Raw genomic sequence first — 18,067 nt, forward strand, 5'->3', positions numbered from 1 at the left:
AAAGTTCAGGGATCGAAATCAAACTTTATGAGCTGATCAAGATCAGAGCTTCTCAGATCAACGGTTGCGCTTTTTGTATTAACATGCACACAGTGGATGCCAGAAAATTAGGTGAAGAAGAAAGAAGGATCTATCTCTTGAATGCCTGGAGAGAGGCTCCTTATTATTCGGAAAAAGAAAGAGCCGCTTTGGAATTAACGGAATACGTGACTAAAATTTCAGAGAAGGGAGTCCCGGACGATCTATATACAAGAGTCAGAGCTCATTTCGAAGAAAAGGAATTTATAGCATTGGTCGTAGTAATCAACACGATTAACTCCTGGAATCGGATTGCGATCTCTACCGGAATGACCGCTCCGAACTAAAACTAGACTCTATTTAAAATCTCATACGTGCCTTGGATCGGTTTTTCGATCGGAGGGCGTATGAAATCCTATTTGGGTGCCGACGGAATTTTAATCCAACTTAGTTGCTTCCAATGTTTTTGTCAAAGACAGGGAAGTTACTTTTAATCTTTCTAAACTAGTTCTGAGTTTTTCAGTGATCTCGGACATTTCCATGGACCTTCTACTCAGATATTCTATCCCATTCAGTATCTGTTTGGCCCCATTCGATTGTTCTAATGTAGAATTTTTCATCTCTTTAGCGAGATCACGGATATGTTTATTCTTATCTTCCACTTCTGTAGAAAGACTTTTTTGTTTATCCACTGAGTCCCCTACCTGAGCTAGCGCTTCTCCGATAGAACCGATCCCTGAAGTTAATTCTCGAAACGCTTGCACCAATTCCCCGAATTTTTCGGAACTTGTGTCGGAAGCTTCTCCTAAGGCGCCGATCTGCTTTACGATCTCTTTTGCATTTCTGGAAGATGAGTCCGCAAGCTTACTTACTTCTTCCGCGACCACTGAGAATCCTTTTCCAGCTTCTCCCGCTCTTGCCGCTTCGATAGCTGCATTCAAAGAAAGTAAATTTGTTTTTCCTGCAAGATCCTGGATCACTCCTAATATTTTACTCACTTCCTGGACAGTGCCCTTAAATTGTGAGAATACATCCAATGCTACTCGGACCGTGCCCTCTCCTTCGATCGCGGTGGCAGCCGAGCCTTCTCCCAAACTTCTGGCAAATGATACCGCCTCAAAGACTCTTACCATCTGGTCCTTCCATTTATCTATAGAAGAAGAAGTATCGTCCCCGAATTCGTCCTGCTGTTCCGCCATCTTTGCGATAGATTCTATACTTGCTCCCATCTCTTCCAGAGTGGCGGATGTTTCCTCTACCATACTTGCAAGATCGCGACTGCTATCTTCGTTTGCTCTAGCGACATCCTCTACATCTATTAGAGATTTGCGAAGTTCTTCCGCTACAGTTTCGGAACTTTGTAAGATCTCTTTTGCGGATGTATAATTTCGAATGGCTCTTTCTTCCGCATTTTGGGCTTCTTCTACTAATCTTCTTACGAACTTGGTCGCATAAGAAATGGTAACTCCGAATGCGAATAAAAATACTCCCATTAAAATTACCAGAGGAGACCTCAATCGGATCATTCCTTCGTAACCCATGGTAAGAAGTTGTGGGTTCAGAACGGTAAGCGTTAACGCCATTGCGGTGAACTGGATCGAAAGAACAGTGGAAGTGATAAATGTGAATCTAGGGTTGAACCTAAAGATGGTGCCGGATAGAATTAAGAAATAAATTCCATAATTAGCGGGACTCAAGATCCCATTCGGTTTCCATTGGTCTTCCGTTCCGAAATAACCTGCCTGCACGATCGCATAACCTATAAATTCCATGAAAACCGTAGCATATTTTAGCCAAGGTCTGTAGCCGAAAAACTTCATTACAAAAATGGAAAAGAAGATGATAAAGGAATACGCTATGATCCCGCCGATATAATATCCTAAAACCGCTTGGATCCCGCTTTTCCATATTAATCCGAACGCGGTCCCGAAAATAAAAACTATGGTTAAAAAAATCCGCAGATAGTTTGCGGCGACTTCACCTTGGCGTTCTAATTCCAAATTTCTATTCATTATCCCTCGGTTAGGCGGTTTCGGTTCTTGACCCAAAATCGTCTCAAATCGACCGAGTGTCAAGCAGGGATATTATACAGATCTAATTTAGAAGAATTAAAAGTCGATTGGGACCATCAAGGCAAGTTCCAACGTGCTCATATGGATCGTATATCCTGAATCCTTGAACAACGGTCCATGCCAACTAAGCCTGGCTTTTACAAACCCGAATTTAGGCGTTTCTACATAGATCATATAAGCGAAAACTTGCTTATCTTTAGTATTGATGCTGGTCCTTGACAATGCACTTAGAGCCAATAATTCCAAAGGATTGTATTTATCCTGCAAATTCGCATAAACTAAAAGCGATATTATATCCGTGGAAAAATGAGTGCCTTGGCTGGCAAGATAAGCACCCATCAATTCCAAATTGTTTCCTTGGCTTAAATTTACTAAAAGATAATTGAATATAGGATCTCCTTTTCTCAGATCCACCAAACCGGAACTCAATTGTAAAAAACTTAAGGTATCTAGAAATGTATTACGATCACCCATTGCACCGTACATTTTTCCTATCGTTTCTCCCGGATCCCTAAAGTCCACATTCCCTCTCATTCTCATATCCGCTAGCCCGAAACCAAACCCCATACGGAATCCATCCACTTCCGGATTTCCCCAATAGAACGTAGGTATTATATAATTGTAATCCACTTTGACGTTGGTCCCAAGATCGGCTGTAACGGAATTTTTATCGTTCTTGCCGGTGGTGCCGCTACCGGAAGAAGAGGAACTTGAATCGGAAGAAGCACCGGTATCAGGTGCGGGCACGGAATAAGATTGTTTATCGAATTCCTTTCTGGCAGAATGAAATAAAAGTTGTACCCCGAACGCCTCGTTGATCTTTAAATCCTTACTTCTTATATCAAAAAAGAAATTCGGTCTTTGAGACTCCGTCGTCATCGCAGCGGATCTCCCTCTTCCGCTGATATCCAGATCTGAAATAAAATCGTAACTTCCTCCAGGTTGTATGGAGAAAAATCTGGCCTTAGGAGTTTTAGGGACTCCCAAATCCCTATCAAACTTGTTCGCTTTCTGTCCGGAATCATAATGATCTCGGATCTCTTTCAGAACATCTTCGTCTAAATCTGTCTTTAGGGGAGAAGCAAAATTAGAAATTGGAGAAAGGATGCAGATCAAAAATAAAAAAAAGAATTTTGTCCGAATGTTTCGCTTCATGAATATAAAGAAGAATATTCCTTCTCTCGATACAATCCAAGTCAACTAACAAAACGGATTGAATAAGTAATGCTATCCTTTAAGATGGAAACAATGGATTGGAGATTTAGATCCCTACTCATACTTTGCGTATCCTCCCTAAGCTTAGGTTGTCTAAAAACATTTCCGGTATTAGAAGAGCCTACACCCGGGGAAGAAGGTTTAATAGCCTTCGGGCTAGTAGTTGCTAAAGGCGGTATCTCAAATGGGATATTCAAAGGTGTAGAAGAGTCCGTTCCGAAAGAGACTCATATTTCTTCTATCGAAGGCAATTCTCTGCGTATCAATTTAGAAGATCCAGGAAAAGAAATGGAAGGAGATGGAAATTACAGATTTATATGGGTCAAAAAACTGCAGTTAGGAAAATCCGAAGAAGGAGCTCCCAGATATTTCGTAGTTACCAGATTGCCTAAAAATCAATCCTTAATACTGGACAGCGCCTCCTATACGTATACTACGACTCATACTTACACTACAGTAAACAAATACGGGCATGTGCAAACACATACTTATACCGTTCTTCACACTAATTCCATTCCGATAGAATACGATCCATTAGAAAAATCTAAATTTTCATTCTACAATCCCGGAGGCTTAGAGATCAGATTTGTCGGGAATTTTATCGCACATCCGAAAGGAATTAATTTCTCCTACGGTGGTCCTTATACAGGCACTTACATTCTGACTAATATAGACACTTATCTCAAAGAAAATCCTAACCTTATCTCTGATTTCAAAAATAAATTTTACGGCAAAGAGGAAGTAAGCCCGAAAGGAGCAGAGATCCATTTTCTAAAAAGATTTATTAAAGAAAATAGATCTCGTTATTGGCAGGATATCGCTATCAAAAAACTTTTCAGATTAGATCCTAAAACCAAAGAAGCTGCGATCAATGCAAAGATCCCTATCCCAGTTCAGGATTTAAGTTCAGAAAATCATACTCAATAGAATTAAGGTTTAGAGATTAGCGTATTGATCGTTCCGCTAAAACCTGTCTCCAAGACGGTCCAAGAAGAAGGCTCCAATCCTGTTTCGGAATATACGACTCTTCCGGACCTTCCCGCCCCAACGAATTGTTTTACATAAGAATTATAAGTTACACTTAAAAAATCAGGCATTCCATTATCATAAGTGCAGCTTCCGATAGAAGCGTATGGAGTCCAGTTAGCTCCTGCATCCGTCGAATTCATCCAAGTACAAGCATCACCCAATGCCACTATTAAATTTCCTTTATATGCAGCTGAATTCAATAAAAGACCGTAAGTATAGGGAGCCATAAGTACGTTCGTGGCTACTTCTACCCAATCCCCACCGGGTAACTTTCGGTTTATGTAATTTGCGCTATCGCCCTGCCCGAACGTAAATCTGGAATGATTCGGTCCTCCGTAAAACCAGGAAGTACTCGGATTATAATTTGGAGGCGAATCCGGAAATGCTGCATAGCCCATATAACTCGGAAGATCTGCATCCGCCACCCAAACCCCGGAAGAAGAATTGTATTTTAAGATCGCATCTGAATAAGAACCGGTCTCTCCCGAGCATCTTGCTACACCATTGTCTATTTCCAAATAACAAGTGGTCATCAAACCGCCATCCACAGTAGGAGTGGGACCTAACTTTTTGAAAGCCCAGTTCATTCCATCCAGACTGACCAGTCCATAGTAGTCTTCATTTGCGGAGACTCCCATTTTATGACCAGCAGCAAAGAACATTCCGACGCCTCCCACGTTACCGAATACTACTGATCTAAGAGGAGTATTAGAAAAACTCAATATATTTGGACTAGGACAAATATGTCTTACCCAGTTCACACCGTCCGCACTACTCCAAAGACCACAATTGTTCGCAAAAGTCAGGTAATCGTTCGTCAAGGTCCCGACTGCCACCCATCTTCCGTTCCCTTGAGCCAATCCATAGATTACTCCACCGGAACAATTCGCAAACGGAGTGGAAGCACCTTGTAGTATATTCCAACTTATCCCATTGTTAGAGGTAAAAAGAGAACAATTATCTCCAGCTGCCATATACTCCGGCCCGGCATCTCTTCCATTAATCGCCTCGGAGATACTAATATCCATAAGGAGGCCGATAGGCGATTTTGCGGAGTCTATATCGATTGATTTAGCCTGATTACAAGCCCAAACAGAGGAGAAGAATATAATGAAATAAATACGCCTCATGGCAAGTACTCCTAGCTTTTATACGACAAACCGAGGCTTAAAAAATTGCTCAATTTTCACTAAAAAGGAGAATAAAATAGGTTTAGAATTTCTTTTCTCTTCCCAATAGTTCGGCTAACAAAACGCCGGTGAGCACCAGACTACACCCAATCAAACCGGTTGCATCCAATCTTTCTTCCAAAGTGAAATAGGCAAGAATAGCAGAGAATACAGGCTCTAAAGAAAAGATCAGGCCCGCTCTAGTGGGAGAGATCCCCTTTTGGTATTTTGTCTGTAAAAATGTGGTCCCCACAGAAGAGATCAAACCGTTATAAAATAATGCAGGCATTACCCTGGAATCCATTTTAATGAACAAAGGTTCGAATTCAGACCAATGCAAGACGAACGCTAAAATAAAAGCGAATACGCTTGTGACCAATGTTTGGGACAAAAGAAGAATGTCCAAAGGACAAGACTTACTCGCTTTATCTACATAAATAATGTATAAAGAAAAGAAGAATGCTCCACCTAACGTGAGAACATCGCCTAGATGATAGGATATTACAAGTTTATGATCTTCTCCCACCGACTCGGCGGAAAGGAAGAATAGACCGAACATTACTACAATCACTCCCAGCAGGTTTCCGGAACTGGGCATACGTTTCAAAAACAAAGTTTGTAAGATTGGAGTGATGACCACCAGGGTTCCGGTTAAAAATCCGGACTTAGTAGCGGTCGTATATTTTAATCCTACCGTCTCGAATGCGAATCCCATAAACATCCAGAAACCTAATAGGAATGCTAAAAAGTATATATGCTTGTTTGTCTTCCAATCCGGATAGGATACGGGATTCTTTCGGTTTTTAAGAAGAATATAAATTATGAAAACGAATGTTGCGATCGCAAATCTGATCCCGATAAATAAACAGGAAGAAATAGAAACTAAGCTCAGTTTTGTTGCGGTGAAGGTCCCGCCCCATATCAAAGTGCAAAAGATTAAGGCAGCCTCGTTTTTGTATCTGTTCATCCTATTGAGCCGGGACTTTTTTCCTCATAACTATATCGACTGCCTTCCAGGATCTCCAAGTGGTTCCTTCCCAATTGACCGTTTCATATCCTTCTTTTTCAACTTTTAATTTAATTCCGCGAATACCCGGGAAGGATTGGAAAAACATCCCATCTTCTTTACGGGAAGTTCTGACTTCTCCATGGTAAAAAATAACTTTATCGTATTTGATATTCGCTGCGATCGGATTCCCATGTTCGTCTTTGATCTTAAAATAAAGTTTACTTCCGTCTGCAATTTCTTCCAAGAGGATTGTCCAAGCAGGTCTCAAAGATTCCACAATTTTAGGAACATCCGAATAAGGCGGATTCAAATGGGAAGATTCTATTAAATATGCAAGAGTTCCGTACTTAAAGAAATAATAATCTTGGTCTACTCCATCCACACCGTAGATATTTTTTTTAGCGCTAAAATTATGATTTGGATTTTTACTTTCTACGGAAGAAGCGATCCTTTTTCCCAAACTCCAAACCAGATCAGGCTCCGGGTTAGAAGTTCCGTCTATCGTGTACGGGACTAAAATACAATTTGCAAATGCGTGATAACTGATAGAAGCTGCAAACCTTTCCTTCTCCGCTAAATTCATCATCGCTTGGGTCTCCGGCTCGGAACCAGGATAAGGTCCTCTAAAAAAAACGCTATTGGATACGGATGAAGTCTGATTCGATTTTGTTTTTCCCCAAAAGAACGGATAATTCCGATTTATATCCACTCCAGGATTATCTTTTTCTGTGACCTGCCCCCAACCGGGATATCCGTTCTTTCTTCCCATAGACATATTCTCATGCCAAAATACACGAGAACCGTCCGGGTTAACGATCGGAACCACCCAAATCTTTAATTTTGCGAGAATATCGCCATACTTCTTCTTATGAGCCAATAGCTCATAGATCACGTCGTAACAATGTTCTACAGAAACCACTTCGTTAGAATGATGAGCGCAATTGAATAGAACTGAAATTTTATCTTCGTCGGAAACAGTCGGATCGGTAAGTAAGATCGCAGGTATCTCTCTTCCTCTACTCGACTTGCCTATTATTTTGTATTGAGTATGTTTCGGAAATAAGCGATGCACCCAGTATAAATAATGAGAATTTAATATATTATCCTTATATCCTTTTTTAATATCAGCTAACGCAAAGATGGATTCGGATAGGGAATCCTGATAATTTCCAGAATAATATTTAAATGGCATCCCTTTTGCGATGTTGATCCCTTCTTTAGGAAAACCATACAATTTTAGTTTATCCTTATGGATCACTGCATAACTATGATCCTTTTCGATAAAAGTATAGGGAACTTTCCAAGAAGTCGCTCTCTCAAATTCTTCTCTGGCATTTTTATCAATTTTTAGAAGAATAGAAATAGAGCCGTCGTTCAGCGGTCGCGAAGGAATAGTTTCCCTAAGAATAGAACAGGAAACTATGGAAGAATAAAATAAAAAAACGAGTAGAAAGACCCGAAAGAAGCCCGTCACAGTTTAAATTTCGGAAAACGAATCGGAAAGAAAAGAAAGAATTCGGTTCTTAAAAGGAATATTTATAAAACTTATACAAGGAAGGAAAGATCGAAAATCGGGAAAAGGCAGTGCCCTTCCCCGAATTGAAAATGATCTTTGGATTATTTTTTCTGCCAGAATTGAGAACGACCTATTAAGGAAAATCCTATATAACCGCGGACTTCTAATTTCTTTCCGCCCTCGGTCGCTTTTAGGCTACATTTGTACCAAGTTCCATCGTTTGGATCCAAGATACGTCCTCCTGCCCATTTTTCTCCGTCAGGTCCTAATCCTTTGATAATGACCATTCCTAAGATTGGTTTATCTTTTTCAGGTCCGTCACACTCGGTGCAACGAGCAGGTTTTCCGTCTTTATCGTTTGGATCGACAAGACTCAGGATCTTTCCGAAAATCTTTCCGTCCTTCTCATAGATCTCAACCGTAGATTCTTCTTTGGTTCCTGCGTCGTTGAATGTTCTCCAAACTCCGGTAACTGGAGCTGGATCTGCGGAAAGACCGAATGCTCCCGCAAAAAATAAAGCGAATAAGAATATTGCGTTGATCCTCTTCATAAAATCACCTCATTAATATAGAAATAAACGGGGAGAATTCTCCCCGCTACTTGGAATTTTATTTTTTAAGCCAAGTTTGAGTTCTACCGATCAATGAAAAACCGATAAACCCTCTAACGCTCAATTTAGCACCACCGTCAGTGGCTTTTAATTTACATTTATATATTTTACCGTTGTTAGGATCCATGATGGTCCCGCCGGTATATTCGTCATCGTCCAAGCTCAGACCTTTGATGATAACAAGGCCGATAACCGGTTTATCTTTATCCGCACCTTCACATTTGGTGCAAACTTTCGGTTTACCGTCTTTATCTAAAGGATCTCTTAAGCTAGCGATCTTTCCGTAAATTTTGCCGCCTTGCTCGTAGATCTCTACTACGGACTTTTCTTTACCGTCTTCGTCATCAATGGTTTTCCATTTTCCGACTACAGGAAGCGCGTCAGCAAATGCGGATTCGCCGACTAAAAACGCCGCCAAAACGACAAACAAAACGAGTGATTTTTTCATTTTTGATGAACCCCTTAACGTTTCTATTGAAATCGGTTATATTTAGTCTTCTTTGGAAGCTAGCAAGCAAACTATTCTTTGAACCATTTTTTTTGCTCAAAAACCCGAATTTTGCAGGAAAGAAATAGGGTTTTACGCAAAAACATGCAGTCTTATAGGTTAATTTATAAGAGAAGGCCGGTTTTTGCCAGTTTTCTCAGAGTATTTCCTGTATGTTTACGAATCGTTTTCTCCCCTATTTGCGAGTTTTTTTATCAGTCCTTATCTCCGCATTCTTCCTATTTTATTGTTCGCAGGAAGATAAAAGTTCCAAAACAAACGATTTGATCACGTTATCCTTACTCACAAATAGGGACCAAATTGCAGAGGCTTTGACCTCGGCCATGGATCCGGTATCTGGTTCTATGGAAGGCTTAAGTGGAGAAGGTGCATCTGTTGCAATCCGAGGGAATCGTATCACTTTACCCGAAAGGATCAGCGCTTTAGGGCATCGTATTTGGAATAAAGGTCCTGATTTCGGAGAATTAGAGGCTTACAATTTTTCGTTCAACTGCTGGGGCGGAGGAAATTATTCCAGACAAGTTTTTTCTACCGATACAAACGCATACGATTTCTTAGATTATATATTGAACGGAAATGATCCGTCTTCTTCTTTCTTAGTCTCTAAAGAATTCGGGAATTGTAGATTTTTACCTTTCAGCAATTGGGTGATAGACGGGCTGACTGAAAATGTTTGGAGTAATCTTTCCGGTTCCTCTCCTTTTGTTCAAAACGGTACGAACCTGAAAATTGGAGTAAATCGAACGATCCAAAATTCGTTCCAGGGAATTTCAGTAAAAGTAACCGGAACTGGAGCACCACTTTCGTACGCTGCAGGAACTCCAACAACCAATCAAGCTTACTCTATGACTTGGAATAATATTCTAACAGGAGCTTCTCCGGGAATTTCTTCTTACTCGCAAGACGTTTCCGTTTTGAGAGAAGGTTACTCCGGTGGCGATCTCATCTTTTCTCATGAGGTAACCTCTTTAAGTTCTTTGCAGTACGGTGCGGATAGAAGCGACTCTAATCCTTTATCTTGGTACCGTCTCTGGAGTGCGGGTTCTTTACAAGTAGTCCATGTGGAGAAAAATTTCACACTAGCGGTTTCAGTAGATGAACCCGTGAAATGGAAATACGTAGATTGTCTTCCTAGATCCGGAAAAGTATCCTTCACGTTGAGCGGAGATCTGACCGGAACCGGAACAGTCTCCTTCTCCGGTGGCTCCGGCTACTATGTTTACACTGTAACGGATTCAAATGGGAATAATTCTACGGAACAAGGAAATCTAGACTTCTCCTCTTGCAGCGTCCCGCTTTTTATTCTCTAAAAATTTCCGGACCAAAAACTTTCGGATTTTGGAAAGAAGGCCCGCTTTTCAGAGTCAATTTTTCTCTTGCATAAGAACCTACCCGGACAGATCCTTTTGGGAAAGGACTCTTCCAGGTTTGATGAACTCATATTCCTTTCGTCCGATCCATTTTATTATTTTATGTTTATCCATAATCTTTCTGGTCGCTCCTCATGTACTTGGATCTCCGGACCCGAGCAAACCCTGCTACGGAAAAAAAATCAAAGGAATGCAATGTATTCCGGAAGGATATTTTATCCGGGGAAGTAATACCCACGATCCGGACGAGGCCCCCGAACAAAAAATTTATCTCAGCGACTTTTTCATAGATCTATACGAGGTCACAAACGAGGACTTCAGCAAATGTATAGAAGAAGGGTCCTGTAAAGACTGCCTATACAATGGGACCTGCGATTACATAGGCCCCGCATACGGCGATCTATATCTAAAACCGAAACAACCTGTACTCGGAGTAAGTTGGTATACCGCAAAAGAATACTGCGAGTGGGTGGGTAAAAGACTTCCGACGGAAGCGGAATGGGAGAAGGCGGCCAGAGGTCCAAAAGGAAATTTATTTCCTTGGGGAAACAAACCCGCAAACTGTAAGTTAGCCGTCATTGAAGAAGACGAACGAAAAGGTTGCGTGTATAAAAAGATCAATCCTCCAAATTTAATGCCTACGGCCCCTGTGGGGAGCAGACCCGCAGGGGTGTATGGGCTATTTGATATGGCCGGGAATTCCTGGGAATGGGTCCAAGATTGGTACTCCGAAAACTACAAAGTATGCGGAGAAGCATGCAGTGGAAAAGATCCGAAAGGCCCTTGCGAAGGAGAAGATAACTGTCCCGGTTTTGATAAAAAGACCTTAAAAGGCGGATCCTGGTGGTGGCCTTCAAGTTATGCAAGAGGCTCCAAAAGAAGAGCGCATGTCCCCCAAAATTTCCCTGAGTACCATCATTTTGGGTTCCGTTGCGCGAAAGACGCAGGTTAAAAAGCTATACAACGGACGGCGCTCTTATAAACAAACGTAAGAAGCCAAAATGGTTATGCGAAATGAAAATAAAAAATCTAAAGAGACCTATCGTTTCTGTCTGGCTGGTTCTTCTACTAGGATGCGGATCTTCGAAGCCTACTCCAATCCTAGGAACGGAAGTCCCATCTACGATATGGGAACAAGACAAGAGTCCTTATATAATTTCTAATTGGGAATTTGCAGAAATCCCTCCCGGAAATTTTTTCCACGGACATTTTCCCGTTTTACCCGGACAAAATCCAGATAAACCTTCCGGCAAGATCCCTGAGGACCGCGAAACGGACTATAACATAGAATCGTTTTTAGCCACCCCCTCCGATATTTCCAAATATAATCCTAAAAGAAACGATTCCTCTCTAGTATTCTTTCATTCGGTCAAGAGAAGTAAGAACGATCTAGATATATTACTTTCTGCTTATATACCTTTTTGTCCATCCGGCTGCTATCTAGGAGTAAAATCCGAAGGGAAAGAGCAGATGATCGTTCCGGGAGAATCGGAAGACTCCTCCAAACCAAGGATCGTAGTCATTCCTTTTCAAGATGAAGAAGTTACATTAGCCCTACAATTATTCCCTTTTAACGGGCCTAGGAACATGATGGAAAATCCTGTTGTAGGTAGTTTTTCGGAAATACAGACAGTCTACCTGGTAAAAGCGCTAAGAGTACTTCTATTCAGCTCTTTGGAATTTTTTTCCTTCTTCTTTTTTGCTTTCATATATATCAGAAGGCCACAAGACAAATTCAATCTTTCCTTTTCACTTTTAAATTTGTCTCTGGCGATCTGGTATCCCGCTTACGAAGGCTGGTTCCAATACATTGTGGATTCTCCCTGGACTTGGGTCATCTTCGGATATTCGTTGGGAGCGTTTCTTCCCATTTTATTTTACGAATTCACGATCGGTATTTTTCAGGCACCTAGAAATATTCCCGGTAGAACATTACAATTTCTTTTTATTCTACTGACCATATGGCCATCTCTAGAATATGGACTTACAGGAGGACATCAATATTTCGGAAAGATCGCTTTTCATATATTCTTAGTCATACTAGTATTCTTTTATTTGAATACATTGTATATCTTCTTCAGATATAGATGGAGCAGTATTCTTTCATTTCGATGGGTGGTGACGGGTCTAATTTTAGTCGCTGTATCTTCTTTTTATACTGTATTGAGTTTTGCCGGTTTCGGCCAAATCCAGCCTTGGGTAAACGAAAGCTTTTTAGTCTTAACATTACTTTTCAGTTTGGCTCTCGCCAAAAGATATGCGGAAGTTTTTAGAGCTTTAGAAAAATCGGAAGGCAAACTCAAATCCTTAAACGAATCTTTGGAAACAAAGGTAGAAGAAAGGACTAAAATTATAGAGCTTCAAAAAGCGGAACTTGTACAAAAAGGAAGAATTTTAGCCAAGGACTTGTCGATAGCGGGAAAGATCCAAAACGCACTTTTACCTAGAGAACTTCCCGTAATACCAAATGCAAGAATCTCCTACAGATACAAACCGATGATGGAGATCGGCGGAGACTTATTGGATGTGATCTACGATCCTTCCACAAGCTCCTTAGGAATGTTCATCGGAGATGTGACCGGCCATGGGGTTTCCGCCGCATTATTAGCATCCATGCTAAAAATGACCTTAGGAGACTGGTCCATTCTTCTGCAGGACCCATCTTCTCTTCTATTACATATTCGTAATCAATTTGAAGGAAAATTGGACGGTCATTTTATCACAGCAACCTTAGTGACGGTGGATCTAAGATCAGGCAAAACATTGATCGCAAACGCTGGGCATCCAGAATGTTTAGTTTTAAGAAAAGGTGGAGTTGTAGAATTTTACAGACCCAAAGGAGTCGCAATCTACGAGGCGATCCCAACCACTTACCAAACGGAATCAGTGGATCTTTTGCCTGGAGATAAAGTAGTATTGTATACAGATGGGATTCCTGATTCCAGAAATACAGAAGGAGAATTTTTTGGCGAAGATCGTTTATCCGATCTGCTAAGAAAAAATTCTTTTAGACCGCCTGAAGAACTATGCGATTCGGTTATCCGCGGAGTTCAGTCTTTTCAAGGAGAATTCCAGAACCAAGACGATATGGCGTTATTAGTTTTGGAGTATTTAGGTTAATTCACGCACCGCCGGCTCGGTAATTTTTAAGGAGAGCAAGGAGTTTGAATATTTCGGTAAATGTAAATCTTCCGCAAGCTTGGAAGCTTCGTTCAAATAAGAATTAATTAGATCGCCGATCTGTCTTTCCAACTGGATCTCTTGTAAAAGCCCTAAAGTTTCCCTTTTTTTGCTCCTTTTCCAATCTTGCCTTTTGTCTTCCGGAAGAAAATAGATCATTGAGGAAATATCTTCGTTCTCCAAATCCTCATTTAAATCCTGATAATCGTCCAAAAGCCTCCAAGCTATACCGAAGAATTCGTACATTCTTTTCACGAGTTCCGCTTGGTCCTTGGAAAAAAAAGACCTAGCAAGTAAGTAAGGTTGTAAGGACCAAATCCCGATTTGAGAACAAAATCTGGAAAGATGAGCCTCTAAACTTTCCGCAATTCCCAGATTTACTATGGACTTGAAGTATCGGTCGATGAATTCCTCTGCGATCAAAACGCCGTCATGCACTTCTCTGCCGAATAATTTACTGGATTGAGCATATCTTGTCCAAGCTTCGGTCCTAAGTTGCAGAATGATATGATTCGCTCTTAAAGATCCGTCCGTTAAATGGTCGTCAAGAGAATGAAGTAATAATGCAGAAGAATGGGATTCCAAAAGCAAGGTCAACCAAGGATTTTCCCAGGGCAATCCATGTGCGGATTCATTAATCCAATATAAGATAGAATAACTCGGACTATAATATTTTCTTAAAAAATTAAATCCTTCCGTTATGCTATTTTGGGAATATTTATATAAAAATAAGACCGCCTCGGTCCTGAGCGAAATTGGCAATCCATAACAAATACTTAAAGCGGAACGATTCAGTAACTTGCAGAATTCCTCCGCCTCTCCGGGGTTATCCGAAAGACCGAAATCAAGCCTTTGCATGGCCACATATTAGAGAATTTTCTTTTTTTTACCATTTATTTAATTTCTTCTAAGAAATTTTTGTGATAATTAAGGTTTTTTAAAGATTCTTTCCGGAATGAATATTCCATTTTAGTATTTTAGAATTTGATAACGGTTCTTACCCCAATCAAGGTAGGAGGATTTAACACGTTGAGCGAAACAATAGATTATGTCCCTTGATTCAAGAAAAAGACCCAAAAAAATATTCACCCCTACCTTTTGTTAATCGAAATCCAACCTTTCGAAGATTATAAAATTGGAATACATATTCCGCGATTTACTTAATATTTTTCTTGCAGATGCTAAATCTAGATAAAAATCTCTGGAGAGGGGCCTGAAATAGTTTGAGAACTTTTTTAGATTTTATTCATACGGAAAAAACAAATCATCCTCAATTCGTGCTTAGCATACAAAAAGAAGATCCTAATTTTCTACAAAATTGGTTCCAAACAATAGGATACGATGTTTCTGCTTGGGAATGCTCCAAGGTGATCGAAACATTTAAGACCACGATAGGTCACAAAACAATAGACTCCGAATCTTTCTAATACATTAAAAATTAATAATATAATCGCTCTCGCAGGCTTACAATTGTGCCCGCACAAAAAGCTATAAATTGATTTTCAGATCGCTATACCGAACAAGATCTGCAACTGGGCGCCGTACGGATTCTGATGAGTTCGAGCTTCTTTTTCAGGTTCTTGCCAATCTTTTTGTAATTGTCTATAATCCCAGCTCGTATTAGTGCCATAGGAACCCCGTTGTTCATGAGTGCCTCTTTCCGGATAGAATAGAATATTTCCACCTACATGAATAAAAAATCCAGATGTGAAAATGTATCTAAAACCGGCACCCGCAGAAAGAAAAAGTTTTTGTTGAGAAATATTCCAAGCATAATCTCTATAATTTCCACTCGGAACATAGGTCTCTGTCTTTCTTTGTTTTTCAGAATAAGTTTCCAATCCTCCCCCCGCCGCAAAATAATAAGGGCCGGAAAAAGGGAACCATTCCATTTGAAGCGCCAATTGTCTTTGGATCTTTTCCGAATTTGTAAGAGTGAATATTCCAGACAGATCTGACTGCACACCGTTCGCATCCAAATCGAATCTTTGGATCACTCTTTGCTCCTGCCATTGTAAAGAAGTAGCCAATTTAGAAGAAAATTGGATACCTGAACCGAACCAACTCAGACCGTTTGCAGTAAAACCTCCGATGAAAAACTTTCTGGAACTTCTTCGACCGGCCTGTTCCAGTTCGCCTGGAACAGGAGCAAGTTCGTTGTTTCCCTGAGCAAAAGCCGCGGGAGCGATCAATAAGAAGAATACGAAAATAATTTTTTGAACGAGGTTTTGTTTCATACGAGTCCGTCCAGCCGATCCAGGATTCCAAATTTATTTAGAAAGGTCAAGCTACTCGGAGGAGACGTAAACAGTTCCGCCTTTATTTAAAAATTCTTCCGATTTTTCTTTGAACCCCTCTTCCATGGCTTTTTCGTCCGAAATTCCTTTCTCTTCCGCATATTTTCTAAGCTCTTGGGTCAAATGCATAGAACAGAAATGAGGTCCGCACATAGAACAAAAATGTGCGGTTTTCATTCTGTCTTGGGGAAGTGTTTCGTCATGAAATGACTGAGCAGTATCCGGATCCAAGGAAAGTGCAAATTGATCGTCCCATCTAAATTCGAATCTCGCCTTACTTAAGAGATCGTCTCTCTCTTTTGCACCGGGATGTCCTTTAGCAAGATCGGCCGCATGAGCCGCGATCTTATAAGCGATCACTCCTTGTTTTACATCTTCTTTGTCCGGAAGTCCCAAATGTTCTTTTGGAGTTACATAACAAAGCATTGCAGTTCCATGCCAACCTATCATCGCAGCGCCGATCGCAGAAGTGATATGATCGTAACCTGGCGCAATATCGGTTACTAAAGGCCCTAACGTATAGAATGGAGCTTCCTTACAAATTTCCATCTGCAAGTCCACATTCTCTTTGATCTTATCCAATGGAACATGGCCCGGACCTTCTATCATTACTTGGATGTCTTCTTTCCAAGCAATCTGAGTGAGTTCTCCCAAGGTCCTTAATTCTGAGAATTGAGCCTCGTCGTTTGCATCTGCGATACTTCCTGGACGTAAACCGTCACCTAAGGAGAAGGACACTCCGTATTTTTTCATTACCTTGCAGATCTCTTCGAAACCTGTATAAAGAAAATTTTCCTGATGATGGGCCAAACACCATTTCGCAATAATGGAGCCACCTCTAGAAACAATGCCGGTTACTCTTTTGGAAGTCATCGGAATATATCTTAGGAGAACTCCGGAATGGATGGTAAAATAATCCACACCTTGTTCAGCCTGTTCTTCCAAAGTTTCCAGAAACACGGAAAGACTTAAATTCTCAGCCTTACCCTTTACCTTTTCCAAAGCCTGGTAGATAGGAACAGTTCCAATCGGAACCGGAGAATTACGAATGATCCATTCCCTAGTCTCGTGGATATTTTTTCCTGTCGAAAGATCCATTACGGTATCCGCGCCCCATTTGATGGACCAACGGAGTTTCTCCACTTCTTCTTCAATGGAAGAAGAAAGAGCGGAGTTCCCTATATTCGCATTTATTTTCACTAAGAAGTTTTTGCCGATAATCATCGGCTCCAGTTCAGGATGGTTTTTGTTGGAAGGGATGATCGCCCTACCTCTGGCAATCTCACTTCTCACGAATTCAGGATCCATTCCTTCTCGGAGTGCCACATATTTCATTTCTTCAGTTATCAATCCCTGTTTTGCGAAATACATTTGAGAATGATTTTGAACTGGAGAAGGACCCGAAACTCTTCTCTGGATCCATTCCGCCCTAAGTTTAGGGATTCCTGCCTTCCAGTCGGAAGGGTTCCATCCGTCTTTCCAAGGACCTTCTGTAGTGTAAGCGTTATAAACGGATCCGTTGCTTAATCGTATCTCTTTTCGAGGAATTTCGAATGGAGTAGTAGTTTGATTGGATTCCATAGTGTTTCTCCCATGTCGGGGAAAATTCCGGAATCTGAAAAAGAGGAAAAGAAAAAGGACCCAAGAAAAAGTTCCATACGAAATTTATAATCTTTCGCGGACCTAGTCTAGGATGTTTGTTTTTTTCCGTTTCCCTTCGCAGGCATTATCCTGATCAGGTTCCGGGGACTCTCTCAGAGACTTTTGGTCCCACCCCCAACGGTTCTTCTCCATTGGATTCCTAAATTCTAGTCTTGCAAGGAGTTTTTCCGAAACTTCCCATCCGAATTCGTGAGAGAAAATTCACTGATTTTTCTCAAAGCTTTAAAAATCAAAATTAGCGAACGGATGTTAGTCCTCTCACGAACGAGGAAGTGAATGTTTATTTTTTACAACAAATGTTCAAAATAAAATCTGATATAACGGACTTTTTTATTTTATCCAGAATATCTGTTTGACACCCAAGTCCGCGTCGATATTGTCCTGTCCAATGCTTGGGCCCCGCTATAGACA

The 18,067-nt window shown here is 40.8% G+C and carries 16 protein-coding genes and 1 riboswitch (1 of these 17 only partly in view); of the genes, 6 read left to right on the plus strand and 10 right to left on the minus strand.

What is annotated here, in order from left to right; all coding sequences use genetic code 11:
- On the plus strand, nt 1–365 hold the 3' portion of the coding sequence (locus LEP1GSC185_RS18495) for a carboxymuconolactone decarboxylase family protein (RefSeq protein WP_008593087.1). It extends 76 nt beyond the left edge of the window; only the last 365 of its 441 coding nucleotides appear in the window; its start codon lies beyond the left edge, outside the window; its stop codon occupies nt 363–365.
- Between the two features lie 90 nt (nt 366–455).
- Here LEP1GSC185_RS18495 and LEP1GSC185_RS18500 read toward each other — a convergent pair whose 3' ends face one another.
- Together LEP1GSC185_RS18500 and LEP1GSC185_RS18505 are read right to left on the minus strand one after the other, a co-directional pair.
- Nucleotides 456–2,030, minus strand: coding sequence for a methyl-accepting chemotaxis protein (locus LEP1GSC185_RS18500; protein WP_008597407.1), 1,575 nt, complete (start codon nt 2,028–2,030; stop codon nt 456–458).
- A gap of 96 nt (nt 2,031–2,126) precedes the next feature.
- Nucleotides 2,127–3,206, minus strand: a complete 1,080-nt coding sequence (locus LEP1GSC185_RS18505) for a hypothetical protein (RefSeq protein WP_232298473.1) — start codon at nt 3,204–3,206, stop codon at nt 2,127–2,129.
- A gap of 108 nt (nt 3,207–3,314) precedes the next feature.
- Between LEP1GSC185_RS18505 and LEP1GSC185_RS18510 the strand changes: the two genes are divergently transcribed.
- The gene (locus LEP1GSC185_RS18510; RefSeq protein ID WP_008593357.1) at nt 3,315–4,232 is read left to right on the plus strand and encodes a hypothetical protein; all 918 of its coding nucleotides are present in this window, start codon (nt 3,315–3,317) and stop codon (nt 4,230–4,232) included.
- A gap of 2 nt (nt 4,233–4,234) precedes the next feature.
- Here LEP1GSC185_RS18510 and LEP1GSC185_RS18515 read toward each other — a convergent pair whose 3' ends face one another.
- From LEP1GSC185_RS18515 to LEP1GSC185_RS18535, 5 genes are all read right to left on the minus strand, one after another.
- Entirely contained in the window at nt 4,235–5,464 is a 1,230-nt protein-coding gene (locus LEP1GSC185_RS18515) for a hypothetical protein (RefSeq protein ID WP_008593405.1), read from the minus strand.
- Between the two features lie 82 nt (nt 5,465–5,546).
- Nucleotides 5,547–6,470: a DMT family transporter gene (locus tag LEP1GSC185_RS18520; protein ID WP_008593278.1), complete on the minus strand. Its 924-nt coding sequence runs from the start codon at nt 6,468–6,470 to the stop codon at nt 5,547–5,549.
- A gap of 1 nt (nt 6,471) precedes the next feature.
- Nucleotides 6,472–7,986 (minus strand): M14 family zinc carboxypeptidase, encoded by a 1,515-nt coding sequence (locus LEP1GSC185_RS18525; protein ID WP_008593177.1) that lies wholly within the window; start codon nt 7,984–7,986, stop codon nt 6,472–6,474.
- Between the two features lie 143 nt (nt 7,987–8,129).
- Nucleotides 8,130–8,579 carry a DUF2147 domain-containing protein gene (locus LEP1GSC185_RS18530; RefSeq protein ID WP_008593141.1) on the minus strand — a complete coding sequence of 150 codons (450 nt, stop codon included), beginning with the start codon at nt 8,577–8,579 and terminating at the stop codon, nt 8,130–8,132.
- A gap of 58 nt (nt 8,580–8,637) precedes the next feature.
- A complete protein-coding gene (locus LEP1GSC185_RS18535; protein WP_008593319.1) occupies nt 8,638–9,087 on the minus strand; it encodes a DUF2147 domain-containing protein in 450 nt (149 codons plus the stop codon).
- A 212-nt stretch (nt 9,088–9,299) separates the two neighbouring features.
- Here LEP1GSC185_RS18535 and LEP1GSC185_RS18540 point away from each other — a divergent pair, with 212 nt between their 5' ends.
- The 3 genes from LEP1GSC185_RS18540 to LEP1GSC185_RS18550 all read left to right on the plus strand — a co-directional run bounded on the left by LEP1GSC185_RS18540 (nt 9,300) and on the right by LEP1GSC185_RS18550 (nt 13,637).
- Nucleotides 9,300–10,457 (plus strand): hypothetical protein, encoded by a 1,158-nt coding sequence (locus tag LEP1GSC185_RS18540; protein ID WP_008593420.1) that lies wholly within the window; start codon nt 9,300–9,302, stop codon nt 10,455–10,457.
- A gap of 121 nt (nt 10,458–10,578) precedes the next feature.
- On the plus strand, nt 10,579–11,469 hold the full coding sequence (locus LEP1GSC185_RS18545) for a formylglycine-generating enzyme family protein (RefSeq protein ID WP_008593192.1): 891 nt from the start codon (nt 10,579–10,581) through the stop codon (nt 11,467–11,469).
- 62 nt (nt 11,470–11,531) lie between these two features.
- On the plus strand, nt 11,532–13,637 hold the full coding sequence (locus tag LEP1GSC185_RS18550) for a PP2C family protein-serine/threonine phosphatase (RefSeq protein WP_008593381.1): 2,106 nt from the start codon (nt 11,532–11,534) through the stop codon (nt 13,635–13,637).
- On the opposite strand, the gene LEP1GSC185_RS18555 is transcribed toward LEP1GSC185_RS18550, so the two are convergent.
- Nucleotides 13,629–14,555, minus strand: coding sequence for a hypothetical protein (locus tag LEP1GSC185_RS18555; RefSeq protein WP_010515932.1), 927 nt, complete (start codon nt 14,553–14,555; stop codon nt 13,629–13,631). The genes LEP1GSC185_RS18550 and LEP1GSC185_RS18555 overlap by 9 nt on opposite strands.
- A gap of 365 nt (nt 14,556–14,920) precedes the next feature.
- On the opposite strand from LEP1GSC185_RS18555, the gene LEP1GSC185_RS18560 reads away from it, so the two are divergent.
- Entirely contained in the window at nt 14,921–15,124 is a 204-nt protein-coding gene (locus LEP1GSC185_RS18560; protein ID WP_008593165.1) for a hypothetical protein, read from the plus strand.
- Nucleotides 15,125–15,199: 75 nt separating this feature from the next.
- On the opposite strand, the gene LEP1GSC185_RS18565 is transcribed toward LEP1GSC185_RS18560, so the two are convergent.
- Nucleotides 15,200–15,934 (minus strand): hypothetical protein, encoded by a 735-nt coding sequence (locus tag LEP1GSC185_RS18565; RefSeq protein ID WP_008593377.1) that lies wholly within the window; start codon nt 15,932–15,934, stop codon nt 15,200–15,202.
- Between the two features lie 51 nt (nt 15,935–15,985).
- Nucleotides 15,986–17,575, minus strand: coding sequence for a phosphomethylpyrimidine synthase ThiC (gene thiC, locus LEP1GSC185_RS18570; protein WP_008593083.1), 1,590 nt, complete (start codon nt 17,573–17,575; stop codon nt 15,986–15,988).
- 114 nt (nt 17,576–17,689) lie between these two features.
- Nucleotides 17,690–17,782, minus strand: a riboswitch (TPP riboswitch).
- Between the last annotated feature and the right edge of the window lie 285 nt (nt 17,783–18,067).

Source organism: Leptospira licerasiae serovar Varillal str. VAR 010 (assembly GCF_000244755.1).
Lineage (GTDB): Bacteria > Spirochaetota > Leptospiria > Leptospirales > Leptospiraceae > Leptospira_B > Leptospira_B licerasiae.

Excerpts from the sequence above, each read along its gene's own strand:
- LEP1GSC185_RS18500 (WP_008597407.1), bottom strand. The coding sequence starts at position 2,030 with ATGAATAGAAATTTGGAATTAGAACGCCAAGGTGAAGTCGCCGCAAAC.
- LEP1GSC185_RS18510 (WP_008593357.1), top strand. The coding sequence starts at position 3,315 with ATGCTATCCTTTAAGATGGAAACAATGGATTGGAGATTTAGATCCCTA.
- LEP1GSC185_RS18515 (WP_008593405.1), bottom strand. The coding sequence starts at position 5,464 with ATGAGGCGTATTTATTTCATTATATTCTTCTCCTCTGTTTGGGCTTGT.
- LEP1GSC185_RS18520 (WP_008593278.1), bottom strand. The coding sequence starts at position 6,470 with ATGAACAGATACAAAAACGAGGCTGCCTTAATCTTTTGCACTTTGATA.
- LEP1GSC185_RS18530 (WP_008593141.1), bottom strand. The coding sequence starts at position 8,579 with ATGAAGAGGATCAACGCAATATTCTTATTCGCTTTATTTTTTGCGGGA.
- LEP1GSC185_RS18535 (WP_008593319.1), bottom strand. The coding sequence starts at position 9,087 with ATGAAAAAATCACTCGTTTTGTTTGTCGTTTTGGCGGCGTTTTTAGTC.
- LEP1GSC185_RS18540 (WP_008593420.1), top strand. The coding sequence starts at position 9,300 with ATGTTTACGAATCGTTTTCTCCCCTATTTGCGAGTTTTTTTATCAGTC.
- LEP1GSC185_RS18545 (WP_008593192.1), top strand. The coding sequence starts at position 10,579 with ATGAACTCATATTCCTTTCGTCCGATCCATTTTATTATTTTATGTTTA.
- LEP1GSC185_RS18550 (WP_008593381.1), top strand. The coding sequence starts at position 11,532 with ATGAAAATAAAAAATCTAAAGAGACCTATCGTTTCTGTCTGGCTGGTT.
- LEP1GSC185_RS18555 (WP_010515932.1), bottom strand. The coding sequence starts at position 14,555 with ATGCAAAGGCTTGATTTCGGTCTTTCGGATAACCCCGGAGAGGCGGAG.
- LEP1GSC185_RS18565 (WP_008593377.1), bottom strand. The coding sequence starts at position 15,934 with ATGAAACAAAACCTCGTTCAAAAAATTATTTTCGTATTCTTCTTATTG.
- thiC (WP_008593083.1), bottom strand. The coding sequence starts at position 17,575 with ATGGAATCCAATCAAACTACTACTCCATTCGAAATTCCTCGAAAAGAG.